At 64.7% G+C, this 26,409-nt stretch carries 24 protein-coding genes; 13 read left to right on the plus strand and 11 right to left on the minus strand.

The features are described 5' to 3' along the window. Positions 1–310: 310 nt before the first annotated feature. The 3 genes from QJT82_RS13185 (at position 311) to QJT82_RS13195 (ending at position 3,256) form a co-directional block, all read left to right on the plus strand. The gene (locus QJT82_RS13185; protein ID WP_028344602.1) at positions 311–2,059 is read left to right on the plus strand and encodes an ATP-binding protein; all 1,749 of its coding nucleotides are present in this window, start codon (positions 311–313) and stop codon (positions 2,057–2,059) included. A 97-nt stretch (positions 2,060–2,156) separates the two neighbouring features. Then, positions 2,157–2,735 (plus strand): peroxidase-related enzyme, encoded by a 579-nt coding sequence (locus tag QJT82_RS13190; RefSeq protein WP_016848430.1) that lies wholly within the window; start codon positions 2,157–2,159, stop codon positions 2,733–2,735. 8 nt (positions 2,736–2,743) lie between these two features. Then, positions 2,744–3,256, plus strand: a complete 513-nt coding sequence (locus QJT82_RS13195; RefSeq protein WP_028344601.1) for an MgtC/SapB family protein — start codon at positions 2,744–2,746, stop codon at positions 3,254–3,256. Here the strand turns inward: QJT82_RS13195 and QJT82_RS13200 are convergent. Next, positions 3,217–3,843 (minus strand): ParB-like protein, encoded by a 627-nt coding sequence (locus tag QJT82_RS13200; RefSeq protein ID WP_028344600.1) that lies wholly within the window; start codon positions 3,841–3,843, stop codon positions 3,217–3,219. The two genes, QJT82_RS13195 and QJT82_RS13200, sit on opposite strands and share 40 nt — an antisense overlap. Before the next feature lie 417 nt (positions 3,844–4,260). On the opposite strand from QJT82_RS13200, the gene QJT82_RS13205 reads away from it, so the two are divergent. From QJT82_RS13205 to QJT82_RS13230, 6 genes are all read left to right on the plus strand, one after another. Then, complete coding sequence (locus QJT82_RS13205) at positions 4,261–4,602, plus strand: hypothetical protein (RefSeq protein ID WP_028334297.1); 342 nt, start codon at positions 4,261–4,263, stop codon at positions 4,600–4,602. Positions 4,603–4,783: 181 nt separating this feature from the next. Then, the gene (locus QJT82_RS13210) at positions 4,784–5,083 is read left to right on the plus strand and encodes an acyl carrier protein (protein WP_028334296.1); all 300 of its coding nucleotides are present in this window, start codon (positions 4,784–4,786) and stop codon (positions 5,081–5,083) included. A gap of 9 nt (positions 5,084–5,092) precedes the next feature. Then, complete coding sequence (locus QJT82_RS13215; RefSeq protein WP_016848425.1) at positions 5,093–5,569, plus strand: 3-hydroxyacyl-ACP dehydratase FabZ family protein; 477 nt, start codon at positions 5,093–5,095, stop codon at positions 5,567–5,569. Next, a complete protein-coding gene (locus QJT82_RS13220) occupies positions 5,562–6,746 on the plus strand; it encodes a beta-ketoacyl-ACP synthase (protein ID WP_028344598.1) in 1,185 nt (394 codons plus the stop codon). The genes QJT82_RS13215 and QJT82_RS13220 overlap by 8 nt, the downstream gene beginning before the upstream one ends. A gap of 27 nt (positions 6,747–6,773) precedes the next feature. Beyond that, the gene (locus QJT82_RS13225) at positions 6,774–8,051 is read left to right on the plus strand and encodes a beta-ketoacyl-ACP synthase (RefSeq protein ID WP_028344597.1); all 1,278 of its coding nucleotides are present in this window, start codon (positions 6,774–6,776) and stop codon (positions 8,049–8,051) included. 17 nt (positions 8,052–8,068) lie between these two features. Then, positions 8,069–9,004, plus strand: coding sequence for a lipid A biosynthesis lauroyl acyltransferase (locus QJT82_RS13230; RefSeq protein WP_028344596.1), 936 nt, complete (start codon positions 8,069–8,071; stop codon positions 9,002–9,004). A 144-nt stretch (positions 9,005–9,148) separates the two neighbouring features. Here the strand turns inward: QJT82_RS13230 and QJT82_RS13235 are convergent, their stop codons facing one another. The 7 genes from QJT82_RS13235 to QJT82_RS13265 form a co-directional block, all read right to left on the minus strand. After that, a complete protein-coding gene (locus QJT82_RS13235) occupies positions 9,149–10,258 on the minus strand; it encodes a polyamine ABC transporter substrate-binding protein (protein WP_028344595.1) in 1,110 nt (369 codons plus the stop codon). A gap of 6 nt (positions 10,259–10,264) precedes the next feature. Then, positions 10,265–11,434, minus strand: a complete 1,170-nt coding sequence (locus QJT82_RS13240) for an aminotransferase (RefSeq protein WP_028344594.1) — start codon at positions 11,432–11,434, stop codon at positions 10,265–10,267. Between the two features lie 8 nt (positions 11,435–11,442). After that, entirely contained in the window at positions 11,443–11,772 is a 330-nt protein-coding gene (locus QJT82_RS13245; RefSeq protein ID WP_028344593.1) for a rhodanese-like domain-containing protein, read from the minus strand. A gap of 136 nt (positions 11,773–11,908) precedes the next feature. Next, positions 11,909–13,834, minus strand: coding sequence for a potassium transporter Kup (locus QJT82_RS13250; protein ID WP_028344592.1), 1,926 nt, complete (start codon positions 13,832–13,834; stop codon positions 11,909–11,911). Between the two features lie 151 nt (positions 13,835–13,985). After that, positions 13,986–15,884, minus strand: a complete 1,899-nt coding sequence (locus QJT82_RS13255) for a potassium transporter Kup (RefSeq protein ID WP_028344591.1) — start codon at positions 15,882–15,884, stop codon at positions 13,986–13,988. Positions 15,885–15,996: 112 nt separating this feature from the next. Next, entirely contained in the window at positions 15,997–16,827 is an 831-nt protein-coding gene (locus QJT82_RS13260) for a flagellar motor protein MotB (RefSeq protein ID WP_016848417.1), read from the minus strand. A 28-nt stretch (positions 16,828–16,855) separates the two neighbouring features. Beyond that, positions 16,856–17,629, minus strand: coding sequence for a MotA/TolQ/ExbB proton channel family protein (locus QJT82_RS13265; protein WP_016848416.1), 774 nt, complete (start codon positions 17,627–17,629; stop codon positions 16,856–16,858). Positions 17,630–18,003: 374 nt separating this feature from the next. Between QJT82_RS13265 and QJT82_RS13270 the strand changes: the two genes are divergently transcribed. Next, complete coding sequence (locus QJT82_RS13270; RefSeq protein WP_028344590.1) at positions 18,004–18,984, plus strand: NADPH:quinone oxidoreductase family protein; 981 nt, start codon at positions 18,004–18,006, stop codon at positions 18,982–18,984. Positions 18,985–19,837: 853 nt separating this feature from the next. Continuing rightward, positions 19,838–20,026, plus strand: coding sequence for a hypothetical protein (locus QJT82_RS13275; RefSeq protein WP_028344588.1), 189 nt, complete (start codon positions 19,838–19,840; stop codon positions 20,024–20,026). A 6-nt stretch (positions 20,027–20,032) separates the two neighbouring features. Here the strand turns inward: QJT82_RS13275 and QJT82_RS13280 are convergent, their stop codons facing one another. After that, positions 20,033–20,404, minus strand: a complete 372-nt coding sequence (locus QJT82_RS13280) for an avidin/streptavidin family protein (protein WP_028344587.1) — start codon at positions 20,402–20,404, stop codon at positions 20,033–20,035. 203 nt (positions 20,405–20,607) lie between these two features. Between QJT82_RS13280 and QJT82_RS13285 the strand changes: the two genes are divergently transcribed. After that, complete coding sequence (locus tag QJT82_RS13285) at positions 20,608–20,970, plus strand: hypothetical protein (RefSeq protein ID WP_245288938.1); 363 nt, start codon at positions 20,608–20,610, stop codon at positions 20,968–20,970. A 20-nt stretch (positions 20,971–20,990) separates the two neighbouring features. On the opposite strand, the gene QJT82_RS13290 is transcribed toward QJT82_RS13285, so the two are convergent. Then, positions 20,991–22,262, minus strand: coding sequence for an FAD-dependent oxidoreductase (locus QJT82_RS13290; RefSeq protein WP_028344586.1), 1,272 nt, complete (start codon positions 22,260–22,262; stop codon positions 20,991–20,993). Beyond that, the gene (locus tag QJT82_RS13295; RefSeq protein ID WP_028344585.1) at positions 22,262–23,920 is read right to left on the minus strand and encodes a thiamine pyrophosphate-binding protein; all 1,659 of its coding nucleotides are present in this window, start codon (positions 23,918–23,920) and stop codon (positions 22,262–22,264) included. Before QJT82_RS13295 ends, QJT82_RS13290 begins: the two co-directional genes overlap by 1 nt. A gap of 893 nt (positions 23,921–24,813) precedes the next feature. On the opposite strand from QJT82_RS13295, the gene QJT82_RS13300 reads away from it, so the two are divergent. Then, positions 24,814–26,304, plus strand: coding sequence for a methyl-accepting chemotaxis protein (locus tag QJT82_RS13300; protein ID WP_035633959.1), 1,491 nt, complete (start codon positions 24,814–24,816; stop codon positions 26,302–26,304). Positions 26,305–26,409: the final 105 nt, after the last annotated feature.

Genomic DNA, 26,409 nt, shown 5'->3' on the forward strand with positions numbered 1-26,409 from the left:
GGGCGACAGCGCATGACAAATCGAGCCCAATTCCCCGCAAACCTACGGAGCTGCCGATGCGCTCCTCGGAGATGGTGAATCCCGCGTTAACGGAAAAACCGGGAAACAAATGCGGCTGTGCCGGAAAGCGACGATTCCGCCGCCGATGCGCATGACGGGGCGTCATCTCGCGGCACGATAGAAACAAATCGTCACCGGGAAGGTGTAGATTTAGCCGATGCAGAACCCCGGCGATTTAACGGTTTTTCCAATCCCGGGCGGGCATATTGGTCCGGACATTTAGATTTTGAGAACGAGCCAGGCTGGAACTGTGACACCCTTCGGACGTGTGATCTCTGTGCGCGGCTCGCAGGCCCGGGTTGGGCTGCTGGCGGGCGGCCAGATGCAACTTTCAGAGATGCGAGCGACGGTCGGCCGGTTCGTCAGTATCCGCTGCGCGAGTTCGGTCATCGTCGCCATGATCACCGAAGTGACGTGCGAGAACCTGCCGGCATCCGACGAATACATGGCGACCGCCTCGGTCGACCTGCTCGGCGAGATCCTGGGCGGCGACCGCCCGAAATTCCAGCGCGGCGTCACCCATTATCCGACCATCGGCGACAGCACCGATCTGATCACGAACCAGGAGCTGCGCACGGTCTATGCGCCGAGCGGCTCGGACCAGATCAATGTCGGCACGCTGCAGCAGGATCGTTCTGTCATCGCCTATGTCGACGTCGAGGAGATGCTCTCCAAGCACTTCGCGGTGCTCGGCTCGACCGGCGTCGGCAAGTCGACCGGCGTGTCGCTGCTGCTCAACGAGATCCTGAAGTCGCGGCCGAACCTGCGCATCTTCCTGCTCGACGTGCACAATGAATACGGCCGCTGCTTCGGCGAGCGCGCGCAGGTGCTCAACCCGCGGAACCTGAAGCTGCCGTTCTGGCTGTTCAACTTCGAAGAGATCGTGGACGTGCTGTTCGGCGGCCGGCCCGGCGTGCCCGAGGAGCTCGACATCCTCGCCGAAGTGATCCCGATGGCGAAGGGCATCTACACCCAGTACCAGAACTCCGACCGGGTCGGTCTCGGGCTGAAGCGCATCGACCCCAAGCAGGTCGGCTACACCGTCGATACGCCGGTGCCCTATCGCCTCGTCGACCTGATCTCGCTGATCGACGAGCGCATGGGCAAGCTGGAGAACCGCTCCTCGCGCATCATCTATCACAAGCTGATCTCGCGCATCGACGCGGTACGCAACGATCCGCGCTACGCCTTCATGTTCGACAATGCCAATGTCGGCGGCGATACCATGGCCGAGGTGATCAGCCATCTGTTCCGCCTGCCCGCCAACGGCAAGCCGATGACCATCATGCAGCTCGCCGGCTTCCCCGCCGAAGTCGTCGATTCCGTGGTGTCGGTGCTGTGCCGCATGGCGTTCGATTTCGGGCTGTGGAGCGACGGCGTCTCGCCGATGCTGTTCGTCTGCGAGGAAGCGCACCGCTACGCCTCCGCCGACCGCAATATCGGCTTCGGGCCGACCCGCAAGGCGGTGTCGCGCATTGCCAAGGAAGGCCGCAAATACGGCGTCTATCTCGGCCTGATCACCCAGCGTCCGGCCGAGCTCGACGCGACCATCATCTCCCAGTGCAACACGCTGTTCACGATGCGCCTCGCCAACGACCGCGACCAGGCGCTGCTGCGCTCCGCGGTCTCGGACGCCGCAGCCAATCTGCTGTCGTTCGTGCCCTCGCTCGGCACCCGCGAGGTGCTGGCGTTCGGCGAAGGCGTGGCGCTGCCGACCCGGCTGCGCTTCAAGGAGGTGCCGCCGCACCAGCTGCCGCGCGGCGAGGCCACCATCGCCACGGTACCGTCGGTCGCCGCCGGCCATGACATGCATTTCGTCAGCGCCGTGCTGGAGCGCTGGCGCGGCGCCACCTCGCATCGCGACAGCCCGAGCGGCGATGCCAACTTCAACTCTCCGGCGCCGGCGCGCACCATGGCGCCGGCCGAGGCGCCGATGCTGCAGCCCTCGCTCGGCCTCGATCCGGACCGCTTCTCGCTGCTGAAGAAGCCGCTGCGCTAGCATCATCGCGGCAAGGCACGATGCGCCTTGCGCCCGACCCGTCATCCACTATGGTCTCGCGTGACGCCGCATCCAGGCGGCATGCCGGAACCATCTCATGACGCAGCCGACCGCAAAACGCTTCCCGACGCCCGCTCTCGACAAGCTCCCCGAGGATATCCGCGCCCGCATCCTGGCGGTGCAGGAGAAATCCGGCTTCGTGCCGAACGTCTTCCTCACCTTGGCCTATCGCCCCGACGAGTTTCGCGCCTTCTTCGCCTATCACGACGCGCTGATGGAAAAGGACTCCGGCCTCTCCAAGGCCGAGCGCGAGATGATCGTGGTGGCGACCAGCGCCGCCAACCAGTGCCAGTATTGCGTGATCGCCCACGGCGCGATCCTGCGCATCCGCGCCAAGAATCCCGAGATCGCCGACCAGATCGCGGTCAACTACCGCAAGGCCGACATCACGCCGCGGCAGCGCGCGATGCTCGACTTCGCCATGAAGGTGAGCCGCGCGGCCGAGGAAGTCTCGGAGGCGGACTTCGCCGCGCTTGCCGCCCACGGCTTCAGCGACGACGACGTCTGGGACATCGCCGCGGTTGCGGCGTTCTTCGCGCTGTCGAACCGGCTCGCCAACGTCACCGGCATGCGGCCGAACGGCGAGTTCTACATGCTCGGCCGGCAGCCGAAATAGAGGACGCCTTGGCGGACTGGAGCGAGATCATCCTGCGTCTCGGCGCCGCCACCCTCGCCGGCTGCGCGATCGGGCTCGACCGCGACCTGCGCGGCAAGCCGATCGGCCTGAAGACGCTGGGTCTTGTCAGCCTTTCGACAGCGATGGTCGTGCTGTTGGCATTGCAGGCCGTCGAGCCCGGCAAGTTCACCGACGCGGTGAGCCGCGTGATCCAGGGCGTGCTGACCGGCATCGGATTTCTCGGCGCCGGCGTGATCGTGCGGCAGGGCGACCGCTTCCAGGTCCGCGGCCTGACCAGCGCCGCATGCGCATTCTTCGCCGCTTGCGTCGGCATCGTCTGCGGCGCCGGACATTGGCCGATCGTCGTCACCGCCGTCGCGCTGGCGTTCCTGCTGCTGACCTTCGGCAAGCGGACCGAGCGGTGGCTGCACCACGCGCTCGGCGGCAAGGAAGATCAGCACAGGCCGGAGGCCGCGGCAGATCAGTCGTCGGATGCCGGCCCGCACCAGCCGGGCAAATAGACCGCGTCCTTGCTGCGGCCGAGCGCCAGTCCCTTCTCCAGCGCCTTGGCGAAATTGTTCTCCACCGTCTTGCGCGGGATGTGGCGGCGCAGGAAATCGGCCCACAGGAATTCGCTGAACGGCGTCGTGTCCTTGGCGAAACCGCCCGCCCGGCGCATCTCGCCGGCGAGGCTGCGGAACGGATCGTCCCTGAGATCCTTGATCGATTTCGGAATGTCCTTGAAGTGGCGGCGCTCGCCCTTGGAATCGTAGGGATAGACCCAGCGCTTGTTGTCCATCACGCCCCAGAACACGTCACGCTCGACCATCGTGAGATCGCCGATCACCGTGACCAGGATGTCCTTGACGCCCTCCTCGTGCAGCGCACGCGCCATGTGATGGTGATCGACCACGTAGTAGCGATCGTCGGGACCATGGACGACCGGGATCATGTGCTTGCCCAGCAGTTCGGCGCGCTTCTTGTCCGACTTGTGCTCGCGCCAGCGCTTCCGCTTCTCCGTCACCTCCTGCATGCCGACCGTCATCTGGGTCGGCCGCAGCGACATGATCGGGACCGGTTTCACGTAAGGCTCGCGCGTGTGGGCCATGATTTATGCTCCCTTTTGACCGGCACTCCGGAACGGGTTCCACTATGTCATGAGCCCGCAGGCGGGTGAAAGAGTCCGGTGTGCCGGAATGGCTTCACGAAGCGGTGGGGCCGACGGCCGGATGCCTCGGCCTCGGCTGTCAATGCGCAGGCTGCCGATGCCCGGGCGCGCAGCCTCAACCTCCGTGACGGCGTTGCAGCGCAAACTGTGCATGCGCGAAGGTCGAACGCGTGTGTCGACATCGGCCTCGTCATCGCAATGCCGAGCATCCCGCGCACCGCAGCAGTCACCTCGACGGCAAGCCAGCTCCTGGAGGTGATCGAAGCATGAATACCACCTCTGCGCGCACCAAGATTTTAGGTGTGAAGTGCAGCGAACATGCTAAACATAACCGGCGACGCGACCGGACTGACAACAGTGAAGACGCAGCGGCCAATTTCCTCGGATGCGGAGCACGTGGTGCTCAAATTCCGGCCGCGTACCTCGGCGCAGCCGCCCGGCAAGCGCGAGGAACCGCTCCGATCGACTCGCCCGGCTTCCGTTGCCAACGATCTCTCTCGCTATGAGAAGCCGCGCGAGGAGCCGGACGATTTCCGCCAGCGCATGCTCGCCAACATCGCCGCCTTCGCCTTCACGGTGGCGCTCACCGCGATCGGCATCTGGCTTGCCATGAGCATCGCCGATTTGCGCAAGACCCAGGATTGCGTGCTGATGGGCCGCCGGGATTGCGCGAAGATTACGGTGATGCCGCGCAGCTAGGCTGGCCGGAACCCTGCCCAAAAACCGTCCTTGCGAGGCCGGCCAAGCTCCATTGAACTAACGGCCCTGCTCCGATATACGGGCACACGACTCCGGCACCAGCAATCGGGCATTCCGGGGCAACGCGCCCGCCTCCTCTGAGCCGACCCGGAATTACCTTCAATATATCAAAGGCTTAATGATGTCCTCCACATTCGAGCAGATCGCCAACATTATCGCGGAGACCTGCGACATCCCGCGCGACACGATCAAGCCGGAGAGCCACGCGATCGACGATCTGGGGATCGACAGCCTCGACTTCCTCGACATCGCGTTTGCCATCGACAAGGCCTTTGGGATCAAAATGCCGCTCGAAAAGTGGACCCAAGAGGTCAACGACGGCAAGGCCACGACGGAGCAGTATTTCGTGTTGAAGAATCTCGCCGACCGCATCGACGAGCTGGTTGCAGCCAAGAACGCGGGCACGGGCTCGGGCTCGTAATCGCCCATCATGCAGCTCGAGATCTTTCAGCTGATCGATCGGATCGTCGACCTCAACCTCGACGCAAGGACCATTGTCGTCGAGGCGGATGTCCCGCCCGACAGCCATTCGGTGTTCGCGGGGCACTTCCCGGGCTATCCGATCATGCCCGGCGTGCTGCTGACCGAAGCAATGGCCCAGAGCTCGGGCTGGCTGATCCTCGGTCTGACCAAGTTCGAGCGCATGCCCTTCCTCGCCATGGTCAAGGAAGCCAAGATGCGCGGCTTCGTCAGCCCCGGTTCGCTCCTGACCATCGAGGCCAAGATCGAGCACGAAGGTTCAGGCTTCGCCGTGACCTCGGCGAAGGTTCGCGTCGGCAAGGAGCTCAAGTGCAATGCCGAACTCACCTTCCGTCATATCCCCTTCCCCAGCCCGGACTTGCGCGTGCACATGGATGCGATGGCCACCAAGATCGGGTTTCCGCAGCAGGCAATGAGTCATGGCTGAGAAGGAAGTCTGGATCACCGGCGTAGGCCTGCTCTCCTCGCTTGGCGAAGGGCTGGATGCGCATTGGGAGGCGCTCGGCGCCCGGCGCGTCAATGCCGACGAGAACCGGCTCGCGCCATACGTGATCCATCCGATCGCCCCCGTCAGCTTCGACGCCCAGATCCCGAAGAAGGGCGATCAGCGTCAGATGGAGACGTGGCAGCGGATCGGTACCTATGCCGCCGGGCTGGCGCTCGATTCCGCCGGCGTCAAAGGCAATCAGGAAATCCTGTCGCGGATGGACATGATCATCGCAGCCGGCGGCGGCGAGCGTGACCTCAATGTCGACCTGGCGATCATGAACGCCGATGCGCAGGGCAAGCTGCCGCCCGCCCTGCTCAACGAGAAGCTGATGAACGAGCTGCGCCCGACGCTGTTCCTGGCGCAGCTCTCCAACCTGCTCGCCGGCAACATTGCGATCGTTCACGGCGTGTGCGGGACCTCCCGCACCTTCATGGGCGAGGAAGCCTCGAGCATCGACGCGGCACGGATCGCGGTCGCGCGCATCGGGGCCGGCCAGAGTGACATCGCCTTGGTCGGCGCCGCTCATAACGGCGATCGCGGCGACCTCTTGATGCTTTATGCATTCGGCGATCTCGCCCTCAAGGACCAGCATAGCTCGGTCTGGGCCCGCAGGAACAACCCGGGCTTTGCCATTGGCTCCGCCGGCGCCTTCCTCGTGATGGAATCGCGCGAACATGCCGAGGCCCGCGGCGCAAAGCCGTACGCCAAGCTGACCAAGGTGGTCGCCGACCTGGCCCGACGCAAGGAGCCGGGCGCCGTGACGAAATCGCTGCAGGCGTTGTGGCCGCAGCTCGGCGTCAGCGGCGACGACGGTATCCTGATCACGGGCGCGACCGGCGCCGAGCCTGCGACCGCTGAAGAGCGCGCATTCCTCAGCCAGCATGCCGGCTTTGCCGTCCGCGCCACCGGAACGACCTTTGGCCACACCATGGAGGCGCAGTTCCCGCTTGGGCTCGCGCTGGCAGCGCTGTCGATCTCGCGCGGCGCGCTCTATCCGGCCAACGACCCGACCGGGCTGGAGGTTGAAAAGACCGAAGCGCCAACCCAGATTGTTGTCCTGGGGGTCGGCCACTGGCAGGGCGAAGGCATGGCACTGGTCGAGGCCGTCAAGTAATTCGGCGCAAGCACCGACGGGGACACCATGACAGCACCACGCGATAAATTCGGCCGACCGATCGTCGTCGTGACCGGCATGGGAATCGTGACGTCGCTCGGCGGCGGCAAGACCGACAATTGGAAGCGCCTCACCGCGGGTGAGTCCGGCATCAAGACCGTCACACGCTTCCCGCTCGACAGTATGAAGACGACGATGGCCGGCGCCGTCGATTTCGTCACCGTCGACCCGTTCTCCTCGACCAGCCTGTCGCAGCGTCTGGCAGAGATCGCGACCGAGGAAGCGCTCGAGCAAGCCGGCATCGGCAGCAAGGGCGACTTTCCCGGCCCGCTGTTTCTGGCAGTCGCCCCGATCGAGACCGAGTGGCCGCAGCGGCTCGAAGTCGCGCGCGAGGTTCCGACCAAGGACTTTGGAATCATCGAATACCTGGCGACCTGCAGCGGCGGGAAGTTCGCGCACTTTCACAGGCGCTTCACCTTCGGCTCCGTCGCGCTCAACCTCGCCGAGACCTTCGGTACCAAAGGGTCGCCGATTTCGCTGTCGACGGCTTGCGCGTCCGGTGCGACCGCGATCCAGCTTGGCGTCGAGGCGATCCGCCGCGGCGAAACCGATGCGACGCTGTGCGTCGCAACCGACGGCTCGGTGAACCCAGAAGCCATGGTGCGCTTCTCGCTGCTGTCGGCTCTCTCCACCCAGAACGACCCGCCGCAGGCCGCCTCGAAACCATTCTCGAAGAACCGCGACGGCTTCGTGATGGCCGAAGGCGCCGGCGCGCTGGTGCTCGAGAGCTACGAGGCCGCGATGGCCCGCGGCGCGCGCATCCTCGGCGTCGTCGCCGGCTGCGGCGAGCTCACCGATTCCTTCCATCGCACCCGCTCGGCCCCGGACGGCAAGCCGGCGATCGGCTGCGTGCGCAAGACACTCGCCGATGCCGGAATGGAGCCCGAGCAAATCGATCATATCAACGCGCACGGGACCTCGACGCCGGAAAACGACAAGATGGAGTATCTTGCGACGTCGGCCGTGTTTGGCGAACACACCAAAAACATTCCGGTGTCGTCGAACAAGTCGATGGTCGGCCACACCATCTCGGCCGCCGGTGCAGTCGAGGCGATCTTCTCGCTGCTCACGCTCGAGCATCAGCGGATTCCGCCGACGATCAACTACGAGGTGCCTGATCCCGCGATCCCGTTCGACGTGGTCGGCAACAAGGCGCGCGATGCCAAGGTGACCGCCGTGATGTCGAACTCGTTCGGGTTCGGCGGGCAGAACGCCTCACTGATCTTGACGCGCGAGCCGGCCTAGCGCCCTCGCCTCATCAGATGAAACGTCTGCTCCTTCGCGCCAGGGCGCACCTGCGTGACGCCGCGAAGCCCGTGACCGACGCGGCGATCGGCGGGTTGACGATCGGCCTGCTGCGTACAACGCGCTATTTCGATCCCGAGAAGACCGCAAGGTTCTTCGGCCGCGCCGCCCATTTCATCGGCCGCCGGCTGCGCGAGGATCGCATCGGCCGCGAGAACCTCAAGGCCGCCTTCCCGGAAAAGTCACCGGAGGAGATCGAGGAGATCCTGACCGGCGTCTGGCACAACCTCGGACGCATCGGCGCTGAATTCGCGCACATCGACCGCATCTGGGACCACGATCCCCAGAATCCCGACAAGCCGGGTCGCGTCGAATTCTCGGCGCGCAGCAAGCAGCTGTTCGATCAGTTGCGCGACGACGGCAAGCCGGCACTGTTCTTCGCCGCACATCTCGGCAACTGGGAGCTCTCTCCAATTGCCGCCGCAGCGCATGGGCTCGACGCCACCATCCTGTTTCGGCGGCCGAACATCGAAGCCGCCGACCGCGCCATCGAGCGCATCCGCGCAGTCAACCTGGGCACGTTGGTCCCGGCCGGCCGCGACGCGCCGCTCAAGCTGGCGCAGGCGCTGAAGAACGGCCAGCACGTCGCGATGCTGGTCGATCAGTATTTGACCAACGGCGTTCCCGTCACCTTCTTCGGCCGCAAGACCACGGCGAATCCGCTGCTGGCGCGCCTGCGCCGGCAGATCGATTGCCCCATCCACGGCACGCGGATCATCCGCCTGCCCGACGGCCGCTTCCGCGGCGAGGTCACCGAGGAAATCAAGCCGGTGTTCGACGCATCCGGCCAGATCGATATCCAGGGCACGATGCAGGCGGTCACCGACGTCGTCGAGGGCTGGGTCCGCGAATATCCGGATCAGTGGCTCTGGCTGCACCGGCGCTGGCGGTAGGCTGGCAGCCCTACCTCGTCATTGCGAGGAGCGAAGCGACGAAGCAATCCATGCTTCAGCAGGTGCGACGCGATGGATTGCTTCGCGGAGCCTGTCGTCGGGCGCGCGTTCGCGCGACCCGTTGGCTCGCAATGACGGATAGACCTATTTCCCGGTCTTCACCCTCGTCCACAGCCGATTGATGATCCGCTGCGTCGCCGGATCGCGCGCGGTGATCACGAACAGCTTCTTCTGCATCGCGTCGTCGGGATAGATATTCTTGTCGGTGAAGATCTTCGGATCGATCAGCTTCTGGCTCGCCAGATTGCCGTTGGCGTAGGACAGGAAGTTCGAGTTCTTCGCCGCGACCTCGGGACGGTAGAGGTAGTTGATCAGCTCATAGGCCTCGGCGACGTTCTTCGCGTCCGACGGAATCGCGAGATTGTCGAAGAACATCTGCGCGCCCTCCTTCGGGATCGTGTAACCGATCTCGACGCCGGTGTTGGCTTCCGCCGCCCGGCTGCGCGCCTGCATGATGTCGCCCGACCATCCGACCACGAAGCAGATTTCGCCCGAGGCCAGCGCGCTGAGATATTCGGACGAGTGGAATTTGCGCACATAGGGCCGGATCTTGATGACGAGATCGGCGGCCTTCTCGAGGTCAGCCTGCTTGGTCGAGTTCGGATCGAGGCCGAGATAGCTCAGCGCCGCCGGCAGGATGTCGTCCGCGGAATCCAGCATGTGGATGCCGCAATCCTTGAACTTGGCGAGGTTCTCCGGCTTGAACACCATGTCCCAGCTGTCGATCTTCGCGTCGGGACCGAGAATCTTCTCCGCGATCTTGACGTTGTAGCCGATGCCGGTGGTGCCCCACATGTAGTTGGCGCCGTAGCTATTGCCGGGATCGTAAGTCGCAAGCTGCTCCGTCACCACGGGCCATGCATTGGCGAGGTTCGGCAGCTTCGACTTGTCGAGCTTGAGGAACACCTTCGCGGTGATCTGGCGCTGCAGGAAGTAGCCGGTCGGCACCACGACGTCATAGCCCGACTTGCCGGCGAGCAGCCGCGTCTCCAGCGTCTCGTTGGCGTCGAACGTATCGTAGACGACCTTGATGCCGGTTTCCTTGGTGAAGTCCTCGAGGACTCCCGGCGCCATGTAGTTCGACCAGTTGTAGAAGTTGACCGTGCGCTCCTCGGCGTCAGCGGAGGCCGAGAGCAGCAGGACCGTCGCGACCGCGCCGACGAAGCTGACGAGACGACGGTTCTGCTCTCGCATTCTGGCCTACCTCTTGCGGCGGTGGACGGCGTCCGACAACCGCTCCAGCGCGGCATCGAGCGTCGAGTCTTTCTTGGCGAAACAAAAACGCACGACCGACGTCACCGCATCCTGCTCGTAGAACGCCGACACCGGGATCGCGGCAACCTTGTAGTCCTGCACGATCCGCCAGCAGAACTCGGCATCGGTCTCGTTGAGCCCGAGCGGCAACAGGTCCACGGTGAGGAAGTAGGTCCCCTGCGACTTCAGCACCGGAAAGCCGATGCTCTCCAACCCCTTGGTCAGGCGGTCGCGGCTCCGCGCCATGTCCTTGCGCATGTCGAGGAAATAGTCGTCGGGCTTGCCGAGGCCATATGCCACCGCCGCTTGCAAATTGGGCGCCGTCGTGAAGGTGAGGAACTGGTGCACCTTCGCAGCGACGCGCAGCAGCGGCGGCGCGGCGCAGACGAAGCCGATCTTCCATCCGGTCAGCGAGAAGATCTTGCCGGCGCTGCCGACCTTGATCGTGCGGTCGCGCATGCCCGGAATCGTGATCAGCGGGATGTGCTCGCGGCCGTCGAACACCACGTGTTCCCAGACCTCGTCGCAGATCGCGACCACGTCGAATTCCTGGCAGAACCGCGCCAGCAGTTCGAGGTCCTCGCGCGGATAGACCACCGCCGCCGGATTGAGCGGATTGTTGAACAGCACCGCCTTGGTCTTGTGATTGAAGACGCTGCGCAGCATCTCCTCGCTCAGCCGCCACTCCGGCGGTTCGAGCCGCAGCAGCCGCGGAATGCCGCCGGCCTGGCGGATGATCGGCAGATAGGAATCATAGACCGGCTGGAAGCACACCACCTCGTCACCGGGCTCGACCACGGAGAGGATCGAGGAGGTCAGCGCCTCGGTGCCGCCCGAGGTGACCATCACCTCGGTCATCGGATCGAGCTTGAGTCCGTGCCAGTGGCCGTAATGCGATGCGATCGCCTGACGGAGCTCCGGGATGCCCATCATCGACGGATATTGATTATAGCCGTTGATCGAGGCGTCCGCGGCGGCGCGGCGGATGTCCTCCGGTCCGGGATCGTCGGGAAAGCCCTGGCCGAGATTGATGGCGTTGTTGTCGCGCGCGGCCTGCGACATCGCCTCGAAGATGGTGACAGGAAGGTCCGCGAAGACCTTGTTCATGGAAGTCATGTCAGGGATCAGCCGCCGGCCTTGGTCGGCAGTCCCGCCGCCTTCCAGCCGATGATGCCGCCCGCCAGGTGCTTGTCATAGGGCAGGCCCGCAGCCTGGGCGGCCAGCGAGGCCGTCACCGAGCGCTTGCCGGAGCGGCAGGCGAACACCACCTGCTTGCCCTGCGGATCGGGAATCGCCGCCGGATCGAACGTCGACAGCGGCACCACGACGCCATCGGGATAGGCCTCGACGGCGACCTCGTTCGGCTCACGGACGTCGACCAGCAGATAGCGGCCTTCCGCTATGCCCTTCGACACCTCGTCCGGAAACAAATCTTCCACCTTGTGGTCCGCCACGGAAATATCCTCCCGATATCAGCTTGGCGAGCGTCGCGCGGCCCGCCGGTCCGGGCCGCAAAGTCGCCTCTTGCGCGGAGAAAATCAAGCGTCCGAAACGGGTTAGATGCCACGCCGAAACGCTGGTTCGCAGACCCTAAATCGTGACCTGCGTGCCGACCTCGACCACCCGCCCGGTCGGGATCTGGAAATAGTCGGTGGCGTCGTTCGAGGAGCGGCTCAGCGCGATGAACAGATGGTCCTGCCAGCTCGGCATGCCCGAATGCGCCGCCGGCTTCAGCGCACGGCGGGACAGAAAGAACGAGGTCGACATGATGTCGAACTGCCAACCGAGCTTGCGGGCGATCGCCAGCGTCTTCGGCACGTTAGGTTGCTCCATGAAGCCGAACTTCAGCGTCACCTTGGAGAAGGTCTCGCTCAGCTGCTCCATCCGCACCCGCTCGGACGGATCGATGCGCGGCGTCGGCGCCGTCTCGATGGTCAGGATGACGTTCTTCTCGTGCAGCACCTTGTAGTGCTTGAGGCTGTGCATCAGCGCGGTCGGCGCGCTGACGGGGTCGCTGGTCAGGAACACCGCGGTGCCGGTGACGCGCTGCGGCGGCCGCTTCTCCAGCATCGCGACGAGATCGGCGAGCGGGAATTCCAGCTTGCGCGATTTCTCGAACAACAGCCGGCTGCCGCGCCGCCAGGTGTACATCACCACGATCATCGCACCGCCAAGCGCGAGCGGCACCCAGCCGCCCTCGAACACCTTGAGCAGGTTGGCGGCCAGGAAGGTGATGTCCAGGAACAGGAACGGCGCGACCAGCGCGGCGGCCGCGATCGGCGACCAGCGCCAGACCTTCCAGATCACGACAAAACCCATCATCGCCGTCACCACCATGGTGCCGGTCACCGAGATGCCGTAGGCCGAGGCCAGCGCGCTCGACGAGCGGAACATCAGCACCAGCACGATGACCGCGATGAACAGGAAACGGTTGATGCGCGGCATGTAGATCTGCCCGGAATGCGCTTCCGAGGTGTGGCGGATCTCGAACCGCGGCAACAGGCCGAGCTGGATCGCCTGCCGCGTCAGCGAATAGGCACCGGTGATGACGGCCTGGCTCGCGATCACGGTCGCCATGGTCGCCAGCGCGACCATGGGGATCAGGGCCCAGTCCGGGAACATCAGGAAGAACGGGTTCTCGATGCCCTTGGGATTGCCGATCAAGAGCGCGCCCTGCCCCAGATAGTTCAGCGCCAGCGACGGCAACACGATGAACAGCCACGCGGTCTGGATCGGGCGTTTGCCGAAATGGCCGAGATCGGCATAGAGCGCCTCCGCACCGGTCACGGCGAGGAACACCGCGCCGAGGGTGATGAACCCGATCACGCCGTGATGCAGCATGAACGACACCGCAAGCAGCGGGTTGAGCGCGTACAGCACCTCTGGATGCCGCACGATCTGCGGCAGCGCCGCGACCGCGATCACGGCGAACCAGACGCACATTACCGGCCCGAAGAAGGCAGCGACGCGCGCGGTGCCGCGCGACTGCACCGCGAACAGGACGACAAGGATCACCACCGTGAGCGGCACGACATAGGGATCGAATGTCGAGGTGACGAGCTTGATGCCTTCGATTGCCGACAGCACCGAGAGCGCCGGCGTGATGACGGCGTCGCCGTAGAACAGCGCGCCACTGATGATGCCGAGCAGCACGATCGCGGCGCCGCCCTTGGTCGCCGCGCGCTGCGCCAGCGCCATCAGCGCCAGCGTGCCGCCCTCGCCATTGTTGTCGGCGCGCAGCAGGATCACGACGTATTTCAGCGTGACGACGACGATCAATGCCCAGAGGATCAGCGAGAGCACGCCGAGCACCGCATGCGCCGTCACCGCGCCTTCGCCGCCGGCGGCCGCCGCGACGGCCTCGCGCAAGGCGTAGAGCGGGCTGGTGCCGATGTCGCCATAGACGACACCGATGCTGCCGAGCATCAGGGCCTTGAAGGTGGCGGTGGAATGCGCCTCGCCATTGCCGTTTGCCGCCGGCGTTTCCACCGCGGTGATCGCACTCTCGGATGACATGGGGAAGCTGTGCCTCTGTCTTCTGCCGCACCGCACAATGCCGGGTCGCAGGCCTATACTCCCGGCAGGAATGCATAGGTTAGCCCGGATTCAGGCCTCCGCCATGCACATCACGCATGGATCACGGTTGATATCAGAATCCTGCGCCCGATCAGATAGTTACCTGGGTACCCACTTCAACCACCCGGCCGGTCGGGATCTGGAAATAGTCGGTGGCATCATTGGCGGACCGGCTCATCGCGATGAACAGATGGTCCTGCCATTGCGGCATCCCGGACTGGGCCGACGGCTTCAGCGAGCGGCGCGACACGAAGAACGAGGTCGCCATGATGTCGAACTGCCAGCCGAGCTTGCGCGCGACCGCCAGCGCCTTCGGCACGTTCGGCGATTCCATGTAACCGAAGCGCAGCCGGACGGCTGTGAACTTGTCGCTCACCTTCTCCATGGTGACGCGCTCGGACAGATCGACGCGCGGCGTCGGTGCGGTCTCGATGGTCAGGATCACATTGTGCTCGTGCAGCACCTTGTTGTGCTTGAGATTGTGCAGCAGCGCGGTCGGCACGAAACTGGGATCGCTGGTCAGGAATACCGCGGTGCCCTTGACGATATGCGGCGGCCGCTTCTCCAGACTGTGGATCAGGTCGCGCAGCGGCACCTCGATGCGTCGGGTCTTGGCGACCAGGATGGCGGCGCCGCGGCGCCAGGTCCAGATCATCGTCGCCATGACGGCGCCGAACAGCAGCGGCACCCAGGCGCCCTCGAACAGCTTCAGGAGATTGGCGCTGAAGAAGGTCATGTCGACGATCACGAATGGCAGGATCAACGCCGCCGCCGACGCCACGCGCCAGTTCCACAGCTTCCAGATCACGATGAAGCCCATGATGCCGTCGGCGACCATGGTGGTGGAGACGGCGATGCCGTAGGCCGACGCAAGCCCGCTCGAGGTGCGGAACAGCAGCACCAGCAGCAGCACGCCGATCAGCAACAGCCGGTTGACGCGCGGCAGATAGATTTGCCCGGCATGGGTCTCCGAGGTGTAGCGGACCTCGAAGCGCGGCAAGAGCCCGAGCTGCACCGCCTGGCTGATCAGCGAATAGGCGCCGGTGATGACCGCCTGGCTCGCGATCACCGTCGCGGCGGTGGCGAGCCCGACCAGCGGCAGCAGCAGCACGTCGGGCACCATGCGGTAGAACGAGTTCTCGATCGCGCTGGGATCGGACAGCACCAGCGCGCCCTGCCCGAAATAGTTCAGCAGCAGTGAGGGCAGCACGAAGAACAGCCAGCCCGACTGGATCGGCTTGCGGCCGAAATGCCCGAGATCGGCATAGAGCGCCTCGCCGCCGGTCACCGCGAGGAACACCGCGCCCAGCGTCACCAGGCCGATGGTGCCGTGGGTCAGCATGAACTGGAGCGCGTAATAGGGATTGATCGCCGCCAGCACCGACGGGTCGTCCATGATGTGGACGAGCCCCATCACCGCCAGCGAGGCGAACCACACCACCATCACAGGACCGAAGGCGGAAGCGACGCGCGCGGTGCCCGAACTCTGCACCGAGAACAGCACGACCAGGATCAGGATCGTCAGCGGCACCACATAGTGCTCGAGATGCGGGGTGGCGAGCTTGAGGCCTTCGACCGCCGACAGCACCGAGATCGCCGGCGTGATCATGGAATCGCCGATGAACATCGAGGCGCCGACCACGCCGAGCGCGAGCAGCGGCCAGCTGCGCCGACCGATCGCGCGCTGGCCGAGCGCCATCAGCGATAGCGTGCCGCCCTCGCCATTGTTGTCGGCGCGCAGCAGCAGCAGCACGTATTTCGCGGTGACGACGGTGAACAGCGCCCACAGGATCAGGCTGAGCACGCCCAGCACCATGATGCGGGTGACCGGCTGGCCGTGCGCGGCGCCGCCGACCGCCTCGCGGAATGCGTAGAGCGGCGAAGTTCCGATATCGCCGAACACCACCCCGATGCTGCCGAGTGTCAGGGCCCAGAAGCTGGAGGTGGATTGCCCTTCCTGCGCTTCGGTAGATGAGACGCTGACAGCCATGGCGAGGTTGGAACGCCCGATCGGTTGATTTGATCCGCGCGGCTATCGACGCTTCCGCTCCGCGTGTCAACCGCGCAACAATGGTAGTTGACGGTAGTATGGTAACCCAGAGCTACGGCTTCAGATCCGGCGGCAGTGGCGGATTTTCCCGCATCAACGTGATGGTCACGCGACGGTTGGCCGGCAGCGTCGGATCGTCGGGAAACAGCGGCTGGCCGTCGGCCTTGCCGGAAACTGCGAAAATATGCGACGGCGGCAGCCCTTCCCGCTCCAGGATCTGCCGCACCGCGTTGGCGCGGTCCGCGGACAGGTCGAAGCCGTCATAATCGCTGCGCGCCGGCACGAAGCCTGCGGCCGTATGCCCCACGATCGCAACCCGCAGCGGCGTCGCCTTCAGCGGCGCGGCCAGCTTCTGGATCAGCCGGCGGGTGCGGTCATACGGCTCTCTGGAACCGTCGGCAAACATCGAGCGGCCGTCCTGGTCGACGATCTCGAGGTTGAGCCCCTCCTTGGTCTCCTCGAACATGATGTTCTTGGAGATCTCGGTCAGCTCCGGCATGTCCTGCAGCGCCTGGCGGAGCGAGGCCGAGGCGAGCGCGAATTCGCGGTCGATCTTCAGCCGCGCGCCGTTGATCTGGCTGCGCTCCTTCTCGTCCGGCGTCGGATTGGCCGAAGAGTCCTCCGGCGAGATGTGCTCGACGTTCTTCAGCTTCGGCCGGGTCGGCAGGCCGTCGGATTCGACGATGCCGGAATAGCGCACATTGGTCTGCACGCCGAAAGCATCGCGCATCGAGCCGGCGACGATCTTCAGCTTGTTGTTGTCCATGGTGGAGAACGCGACGAGCATCACGAAGAAGCTCATCATCAGGCCCATCAGGTCGGCGAAGGTCACGAACCAGCCGTGACCTCCGGTATGGGCGTCGCCGCGCTTTTTCTTGGCCATCGCTGCGTTTCCCGAAAGCGCGGTCCGGTCAGGCCGGAACCGGCTCGCCTTCCTCCTGGCGATGCTTCTCCGGCAGATAGGCCAGCAGCATCTCGCGCACCAGCGCGGGGCTCTTGGAGTCGCGGATCATCAGGATGCCGTCGATGATCAGCGTGCGGTTGGTCTCCTCGTCGAGCAGCTTGCCATGCAGCTTGTCGGCGATCGGCAGGCAAAACAAATTGGCGACCAGCGCGCCGTACAGCGTCGCGAGCAGCGCGGTCGCCATGAACGGGCCGAGCTTGGAAGGGTCGGTCATGTTGGCGAACATCTGCACCATGCCGATCAGCGTGCCGATCATGCCGAACGCCGGCGCGCAGTCGCCGATCGCGCGATAGATCTTGCTGCCCTCGTCGAGGTGCATCAGGAAGTTGTCGCGGTCGCGTTCCATGTTGTCGCGGATGAATTCGAGGTCGTAACCGTCGGCGACGTAACGGATGCCCTTGGCGAGGAACGGCTCGTCGGTCTCGACCTTCTCCAGCCCAACCGGGCCCTGCTTGCGGGCGATCTCGGCGATGCGGGCGAGTTCGTCGACGAGGTCGCGGGCCGACAGCCGGCTCATGGTGAAGGCGAATTTGGCGCCGAGCGGCAGGCCGTGCAGCATCACGCCGAGCGGAAAACGGATCATCGTCGCTGCGATCGAGCCGCCGAAGATGATGATCATGGCGTGTTCGGAGATGAACATGTGCAGGTCGCCGCCCATGAACATCATCACCGCGATGACGATGATGCCAGCCAACAGCCCGGCGCCAGTCATGATATCCATAGGAGACTCCAACGCGTACGCAACCTGCCCGTCCTGGACGGCGCGCAGCCCAAGGCGGGCCGCGTGGAAAACCCTAACGTTAACGCCATTAAGGACGCGTTACCGAATTTGGTAGGGATAACAACGGGTAAACGCCGGTCTTTTCGCGATGTCGTTGAAGATGCTGGCTTTCCGCAAGCGAGCCTGCCGTCGCATGCACAAAACCCCTCCCCGTAGAACAACGGACATGGGATAGGATTGCCGGAAGCGTTTTTGCGCGAACTGGCTACCGGCTCGCGTGAAGAGAACGCGTCAACACAAGAAACCAGGGCCCCGTTCCGATTCAATCGGAACGGAAAAGGCCCGCGAGGAAACCAACCAATGAGCAGGACAGGATGAAGGCGGTCGTCGTCGAGCAATACGCACCCATCGATCAGATCGAGCTGAGGGAGATCGGCACCCCCGAACCCGGCCCCGGACAGATCCGCGTCCGGGTCCACGCCGCGAGCATCGGCTTTGTCGATGGGCTGAAGATCGAGGGCCGCTACCAGACCAAGGATGCCCTGCCCTTTACGCCGGGCGCGGAATTCGCCGGCGTGGTCGATGCGGTCGCAGGCGATGTCGCCGGCATCGCGGCGGGCATGCGGGTGATGGGCGCGGCGCGCTCGGGCGCGCTGGCCGAGCATATCGTGGTGCCGCCCGACGCCGTCGAGATTATGCCCGACGGACTGTCGATGGAGGCCGCCGCGGCCTTTCGCACCAATTACCTCACCGCGCTCTATGCACTCGGCGAACGCGGCTCGCTCAAGGCCGGCGAGCAACTGCTGGTGCTCGGCGCCGCCGGCGGCACCGGCATCGTCGCCATTCAAGTCGGCAAGCTGCTTGGCGCGCGCGTCGTCGCCGCGGCCTCGACGGAGGAGAAGCGCCACTTCGCCGCAAGCTTCGGTGCCGACGCGGTCGTCGACTACACGAGGCCCGACTGGCGCGACGCGCTGAAGGACGCGACCAGCGGCCACGGCCCCGACGTGATCTTCGATCCGGTCGGCGGCGAGGTCTCGCTGCAGGCGTTCCGCTCGATCGCCTGGAACGGCCGCCACGTCGTGGTCGGCTTCGCGGCCGGCAGCATCCCCGCTTTGCCGTTCAATCTGCCGCTCCTCAAGGGCGGCCTCCTGATCGGCGTCGATGCCGCCCAGATCTCGCGCCGCGAGCCCGAAGCGCAGGCGCGCGTGATGACGCAATTGTCGGCATGGCTGAACGATGGCCGGCTCACGCCTGTGGTCGGCAAGGTGTTCGCGTTCGAGGACTTTCGCGCAGCCTTCACCACGATGCAGACCCGCGCCGCGCTCGGCAAGATGGTGGTGCGGATCGGATCGTGAGAGAGGCAGCGCTATCGCCTCATCCTCGCTGTCGTCCCTGCGAAAGCAGGGACCCATAACCACAAGCGTTGATTGGTGTGCTTCGCTGGAATGACGAGCTCTGTTCACGACATCCGCCGCGGCGTATGGGTCCCTGCTTTCGCAGGGACGACACTGAATGTGTTGCGCGGTCTGTTAGTCAAACAACCGCATTCTCGCGACATGATCTGTCCGAGCTTTGCTTTTCGTTTCGCCGCTCTGGAAGCAGAGGGCGCAGGGAAAGCCGGGTGCCGATCGCACCCATGGGTCCCGCGTAATAAAAAACGCGGGAGGTAGGACCACAGGTGTAACCGGAAACAACCCGGCTTTCCCTGCGCGATGGGTTACGGCTTATACGTGCTCTCCCCGGTGAGACTGGGCTTGTTTGTCACCGTCTTCACAACGCGCACCGCGCAATGCGAAGAGACACCTGCCGCTAGGGCGTCAGGACCACACGATTTCGCCGTCCGCCTCACATGCATGTCGTCGCGCACATGCTCGGCGTCCACCGCATCCCACGCCGCGTTCGTGACGATCGCGAAGCGCCCCTCGATCGGGTGAGACGGATGTATTGAACATCTGAGTTGGGTCATCCGTCAAGTTAAATTCTGAAAAGCCGAACGAATTGATTGAGCCCACAGACTGACGAATGACGAGCAGCAAGCTGCGGGAGGGGCGCCGACCTCCTGGAGAAGCCGGTCTCGCAAGCCAAGCTCGACTTGAGGATCGGAAAGATACGCGACCCTCGCCAAGGTTCGCGAAAAGTATCACAGGTTATTGTTGCGAGGTTCTGTGCCGCCTTAGCGTTGCGGACTACGGCATTCGGGGACGAAAAATGCAGGACATGCTCTCGCATCTCGAAAAGCTTCGCCGCGACGCGGCGGAGTGTGCGTTGATCCGCGACCTGGCGACTGACTTGCGCAAGCGCGAGCTGTTCAGCAAGCTCGCCGAACATCTCACGGCCCTTGCCACCGAGGTGGAGGAGACCATCAACGCAGCACGCAAGGAGGACCAAGTCATCTAGCGAGGCCTACGTCGTCCGTTCGAACGTATCGACACTTGTCGTGACAGCTCGCCACCAGTTCACGGACTTCAGGGCCGCCGCTTCACCCTCTCGGGCCGCGACCAGCGCCTTGTCCGACACGACAAACCACGCCGTTTCGATTTTTTGATCGCGAAGCAAGCCGGTATAGGAGACCACACGATCGCCAGTCGCCGACGAACCGACCGACGAAAATCCGATGCAATTGCCTTGGTGGACGCCGACGATTGCGACCGTCTGGCCGTAGAAGCCGCTATCGGCCAGCGCGGTTCGAAACGTCCCCTCGATGCGGCCATCCGCTTCGCTGGTGATCTCGACGATCGAACCGTATTGGTTTTTCCACCTGCCGACCCACGTCATCTCGTCCTCCCGGTAAAGCATGCCTTCGAACGAGCGGGACAACTTTCCCAGGAAATCGACGTTCCGAACGTCGCCAGGTCATGGGAGGGCGTGGCAATTTGCCGGATGGAACCAACGTCGCAACGGCGCATTGTCATTTCACCCATCGGTTGACAGGTAATATGCCGCCAGTATCGGTAGACGTGCCGATCCTGTAGCATTGCTTGTTCGCCGAGGAGCCTATTCGCCGCAATGTGTTGTATTTCAGGATTCTTTGTCTTGGCACTTTTTGCACATCGAGCATCGAGCACGACGTCGCGATCGCGCGGGCGGATTACCACCAAAGAGGCGCGATGAAGACCGACAAGGCCATCTGGTACGTCTCGTTCGCCATGCGAAATCCTGACGCCGGACATCACCGCTTCGCGCGCCAGACCCGTACCTTCACGACCGAGCAGGATGCCAAGGCGTTTGCACGCACCCTGCTCGTCCAGACGCAGGACGTCAGCGCCGGAACGATCAATCCGCACATACCGAGACGCGTGATCGCGCCGGCCGCGATCACGGCCTGGGCCGGCGACAGCTGAGGCTTCGCCGCCGCTCCTTCCTACAGGAAGCGCGAGGGCGCAAACGGGGCGAGCGGAATCTCCGGCGCCTTGCCGCTCAGGAGTTGCGCGACCAGCCGGCCGGTGCGGGCCGATCCGACCAGGCCGACATGGCCGTGGCCGAAGGCGTAAACCACGTCGCGCGTGGCACGGGCATAACCGATGCAGGGGCGCCCGTCCGGCATGCTCGGCCGATGGCCGAACCAGGTCTTGATTCGCGATGGCGGAATATCCCTCGGCAGCTTCGGGAACATGCTGAAGAGATGCTCGCGCAGGATTTCAGCGCGCTTCCAGTTCGGCGCGGCGTCAAGCCCCGCGATCTCCACCGTACCGGCGGCTCGCAGGCCCTTGTCGGTCCAGTTGACAACCATCTTGGCATCCGAGGCCATCATCGAATTGCGCGGGCCGGATTCCGGATTCTCGATCATGACGTGATAGCCGCGCTCGGTCTCCAGCGGCAGCGGATCGCCGATCGAGGCGGTCAGTTGCCTGGAGCGCGCGCCCGCGGCGACGACAGCCGCGTCGCAGGCGATCTCGCCGCTCTCGGTGACCACGGCGACCAGCTTGTTGCCGCCAAGCCTGAGGCCCGTGGCCTTGGCGGCGACGCGCTCGGCGCCATCAGCGATGGCGTGGGCGGCGAGCGCCGCGACATAGGCGCCGGGATCGCGGCAGCGTCCCGCCTCCTCCACCACGACGCCGAATTTGTAGCGCGGATGCAGATCGGGCTCGCGCTGGCGCATCTCGTCTTCATCGAGCTCCAGCCATTCGATGCCGACGCGCTTGTGGATGCGCCAACCGAGATCGCGGTCGAATGGCGCGCGCGAGGGAAACACATGCATCACCCCGCGCCGCTCGATCAATTCGGCCACGCCGGCTTCCTCGGCGAGTTGCCTGTGCAGCAGCGGCGCGTCCTTCAGGAGATTGCGCATCGCCCGCGCGGTGGCCTCGACCTGCGCCTCGGTCCGGCTCGACAGCAGATACTTGACCAGCCAGGGCAAGGCCTTCGGCAGGTACGACCAGCGGATCGCCAGCGGACCGAGCGGATCCATCAGATAGCCCGGCACCTTCTTCCAGGTGCCCGGCTCGGCCGGCGGGATCACCGAATGCGACGACAGCCAGCCGGCATTGCCGTAGCTCGCGGCCTGCGTGCCGCCGGGCTCGCCCGGATCGATCAGCGTGACGCTGTGGCCCGCGCGCAGCGCCTCGATGGCGCTGATCACGCCGACGGCGCCGGCCCCGATGATCGCGACCCGACGGCCGGTGGACTCAGGCATCAGTTCGCAGCCTGCACGAAGTCTTTACCGACCGACAGCGCGCGCTGATCGACCAGGCAGTGCAGGATCGCGGGCTTGCCGGAGGCCAGAGCGCGCTCGAACGCGGGCGCGAAGTCTTCGGTGCGCTCGACACGCTCGCCATGGCCGCCGAACGCCTTGGCATAAAGCGCGAAGTCCGGGTTCTTGAGCTGGGTGCCGACGACGCGGCCCGGATAGTCGCGCTCCTGATGCATACGGATGGTGCCGTATTGCGCGTTGTCGATGACGACGACGATAAGCGGCGCGTCATACTGCACGGCGGTGGCGAACTCCTGCCCGTTCATCAGGAAGCAGCCGTCGCCGGCGAACGCCACGACGACGCGGTCCGGATGATGCCGCTTGGCCATCACAGCCGCCGGCACGCCGTAGCCCATCGAACCCGAGGTCGGCGCGAGCTGCGCGGCGAACGCGTGGAAGCGATGGTGGCGGTGGATCCAGCCGGCATAATTTCCGGCGCCGTTGCAAACAATGGCATCCTTCGGCAGCCGATCGCGCAGCCAGGTCACGACCTCGCCATACTGGAAGCTGCCCGGCAGCTCGCGCGGCTTGTCGGTCCAGGCGAGGTAATCCGCGTGCGCCTTGGCCGCCTCACCCTTCCAGGCGGGCGCGGCCGCGGGCTTCATGGTCTCGACCGCGGCGGCGAAGGCTGCGGGCGTCGCCTGGATTGCGAGCGCCGGCTGGTAGACGCGGCCGAGCTCTTCGGCGCCGGGATGGACATGGATCAGCTTCTGGCTCGGCACCGGAATGTCGAGCAGCGTGTAGGACGAGGACGGCATTTCCGACATGCGGCCGCCGATCAACAGAATGACATCGGCGCCGGTGATGCGATCCCGGAGCTTCGGGCTCGGGCCGATGCCGAGATCGCCGGCATAATGCGAGTGGTCGGCATCGAACAGCGAGGCGCGGCGGAACGAGGTTGTAACCGGCAGGTCGAAGCGCTCGGCGAAGCGCGCGATGCCCTTGGCGGCCTCCGCGGTCCAGGCCGAGCCGCCGAGCACCACGATCGGCGCCCTGGCGCCGGCGAGCATGCTGCCGAGGTGCCCGAGATCGGCCGGCGCCGGCCAGCTCGCCACAGGCTCGACCTTCGGCGCGTCGGCGACCGCCGCGGCTTCAGTCAGCATGTTCTCCGGCAGCGAGATCACCACCGGACCGGGCCGGCCCTGCAGCGCGACGCGGAAGGCGCGCGCGACCAGTTCCGGAATCCGATCCGGACGATCGATCTCGACCGCCCATTTCGCCATGGTGCCGAACACCGCCTTGTAGTCGAGTTCCTGGAACGCCTCGCGCTCGCGCATGCCGGTGTCGACCTGGCCGACGAACAGGATCATCGGGGTGGAGTCCTGCATCGCGATGTGCACGCCATGGGCGGCATTGGTCGAGCCCGGACCGCGGGTGACGAAGCAGATGCCCGGACGTCCCGTCAGCTTGCCATAGGCCTCCGCCATCATCGCGGCGCCGCCCTCGGCGCGGCAGATCACGACGTCGATCGCGCTGTCGTGCAAGGCGTCGAGCGCCGCCAGATAGCTCTCGCCCGGCACACAGGTGACGCGCTCCACCCCTTGCGCGACCAACTGGTCGATCAGGATCTGGCCTCCGGTGCGGGCATTGCTTTTGGTCATGAGGGCTCCCTGCAAGTACTGGCGCGCGTTTGAGCTTCGCGCGGATCGTGGTCCCACGGGGTATGATAGACGGAAATGGGGTGCAAGGCCGAAGCTGCGTCTCGCGGGCGTAGCGGCGCCAAGCCATGCGGTAGGCAATGGGCAACGCTGTTTCGTCATCGATTTCCGCAGAGCGGACGATCGCCGGCAGGATTGAAGCCGCCGGCCGGCAAGCAACGCAGGCCACCGTCGGCCGGGTCCAGAGCGATCTCGTCGCGCTCAAGCGGGACCGATGTCACGACGCCGGTCTGCGGCCTCAATCGGGTCTCTCGCGACATTTTCAACCTGTGCGTGCTTCTTTCAATAATACTTCCATTGACGATGAGGCAACCTCGCGATCATCGCGAGGTTGCCGATCGCCGCAACAGAGCGCAGGCGGAAAAATGCTCGCGCGCCACATCCCAAAGACCGACAGCGCGCGGCCGCCGAGACGATTGCAGCCAAGAGCTCTTCGCTGCGCGCGATGGCGTGGCACAATCTGCATGAGCCACCACGTTATGTGCACGATAACAATCATTGGGAGCGCACGCGTCTGCTTCCGTAAGACTACGGTGCAGCGATCGGCCGCTTCGCATCTTCGCCGCAGGGTCGCGCGGATTTCACAGCAAATCGCGGTGTTGCGCGACGTTTTCGGCGGCGCTCATCGCGCGCATCGCGCGTTCGACCTTGCGCGAGCGCACGCGGCGCATTGCACGCCCTTCTTGGTGGAACTCGAATCGCCTACCGTTCCGCGCAGTCAGAAATTGTAAATCGTGTCGCGCACCTGCGTGGGGCCGGCGGCGGAAGGCATTCCGCTGCCGATCAGGTGCACCGTTTCAATTCACCAAGATCATTATCAAGGCTGGAGGCAATGCATGTTGGGGATGAAGAGCGTCGCAGGCGTCGTCGGCTCGGACAGTTCGTACCGGCTGTTCGACGACATGCCGATCAGTGTCATGCTTTGCGAGCTGGACAATTTCAAAATCACCTACATCAACGAGTCGACGCGGCAGAACCTCAAGAAGATCGAGCATGTCCTGCCGGTGAAGGTCGACGCGCTGATCGGGCAATCGATCGATATCTTTCACAAGAACCCGCAGCATCAGCGCCGGCTGCTGTCCGACCCGAAGAACCTGCCGCACAGGGCGCGCATCACCATCGGCGGCGAGACGCTCGATCTCACCGTGACGGCGATGACCAATTCGCGCGGCCGTTACACCGGCCCGATGCTGACCTGGGAGCTCGCGACCGAGAAGGCGCGGCTTGAAACCCAGACCGAACGGCTGTTGCAGATGCTCGACAACATGCCGATCAACATCATGATGTGCGACACCGATTTCAACATCACCTACATCAACCAGACCAGCCTCAAGACGCTCGACACCGTGAAGCACCTGCTTCCGGTGGCGCCGGACAAGATCCTCGGCAACTCGTTCGACATCTTCCACAAGAACCCGGCGCACCAGCGCCGCATCGTCGGTGATCCCAAGAACCTGCCGCATGCGGCCAAGATCAAGCTCGGTCCGGAAACGCTCGACCTGCGGGTCTCCGGGCTGACCGACAAGCGCGGCAACTACACCGGCGCGATGCTGAGCTGGTCGGTCGTGACAGGCAATGTGAAGCTGGCCGACGATTTCGAGAAGGATGTGAAGGGGCTTGCCGGGATGCTGGCGTCGGCCTCGACGCAAATGCAGGGCACGGCGCGATCGCTGACGACGACCGCCGAATTCGTCAATCAGCGCTCGGCGAGCGCGGCGTCCGCGTCCGAGGAGCTGTCGTCCTCGGTCAACGAGATCAGCCGCCAGGTGGCCGAGGCGAGTCGCATCGCCCGCATGGCGGTCGACGAAGCCGAAAAGTCCGACAAGCTGGTCGCGGGCCTCGTGACCATGGCGCAGAAGATCGGCGACGTCGTCGCGCTGATCAGCCAGATCGCCGGCCAGACCAACCTGCTTGCGCTCAACGCAACCATCGAGTCCGCGCGCGCCGGCGAGGCCGGACGCGGCTTCGCCGTCGTCGCCTCCGAGGTGAAGGCGCTGGCCAACCAGACCGCCAAGGCCACGGAAGACATTTCGGCGCAGATCAACGAGATGCAGGCCGCGACCGGCAACACCGCCACGGCGCTGAAGGCGATTTCACAGGTCATCGTCCAGATCAGCGAGATCTCGACCGTGATCGCCAGCGCCGTCGAGGAACAGGCCGCGGCCACCAAGGAGGTCACCGCAAACATCAACGGCACGACCAAGGCGATCGACGATGCCAGCAAGGCCGCCGAGAACGTGCTGGCGGCCTCCGGAGAGCTCGCCAGCAACGCCTCCGAGCTGGAAGTTCAGGTCGACAAGTTCCTCAAGAACGTGCGCGCGATGTAGCGGCGCGCGAAGGACATGAGCGCGCACTCACCTCTCCGCGTCATTTCGGGGCGATGCGCGAGCATCGAACCCGGAATCTCGAAATTGCGGCTCGAGATTCCGGGT

Source organism: Bradyrhizobium sp. Mp19 (assembly GCF_029952935.1).
In the GTDB taxonomy this organism is placed as follows: Bacteria; Pseudomonadota; Alphaproteobacteria; order Rhizobiales; family Xanthobacteraceae; genus Bradyrhizobium; species Bradyrhizobium elkanii.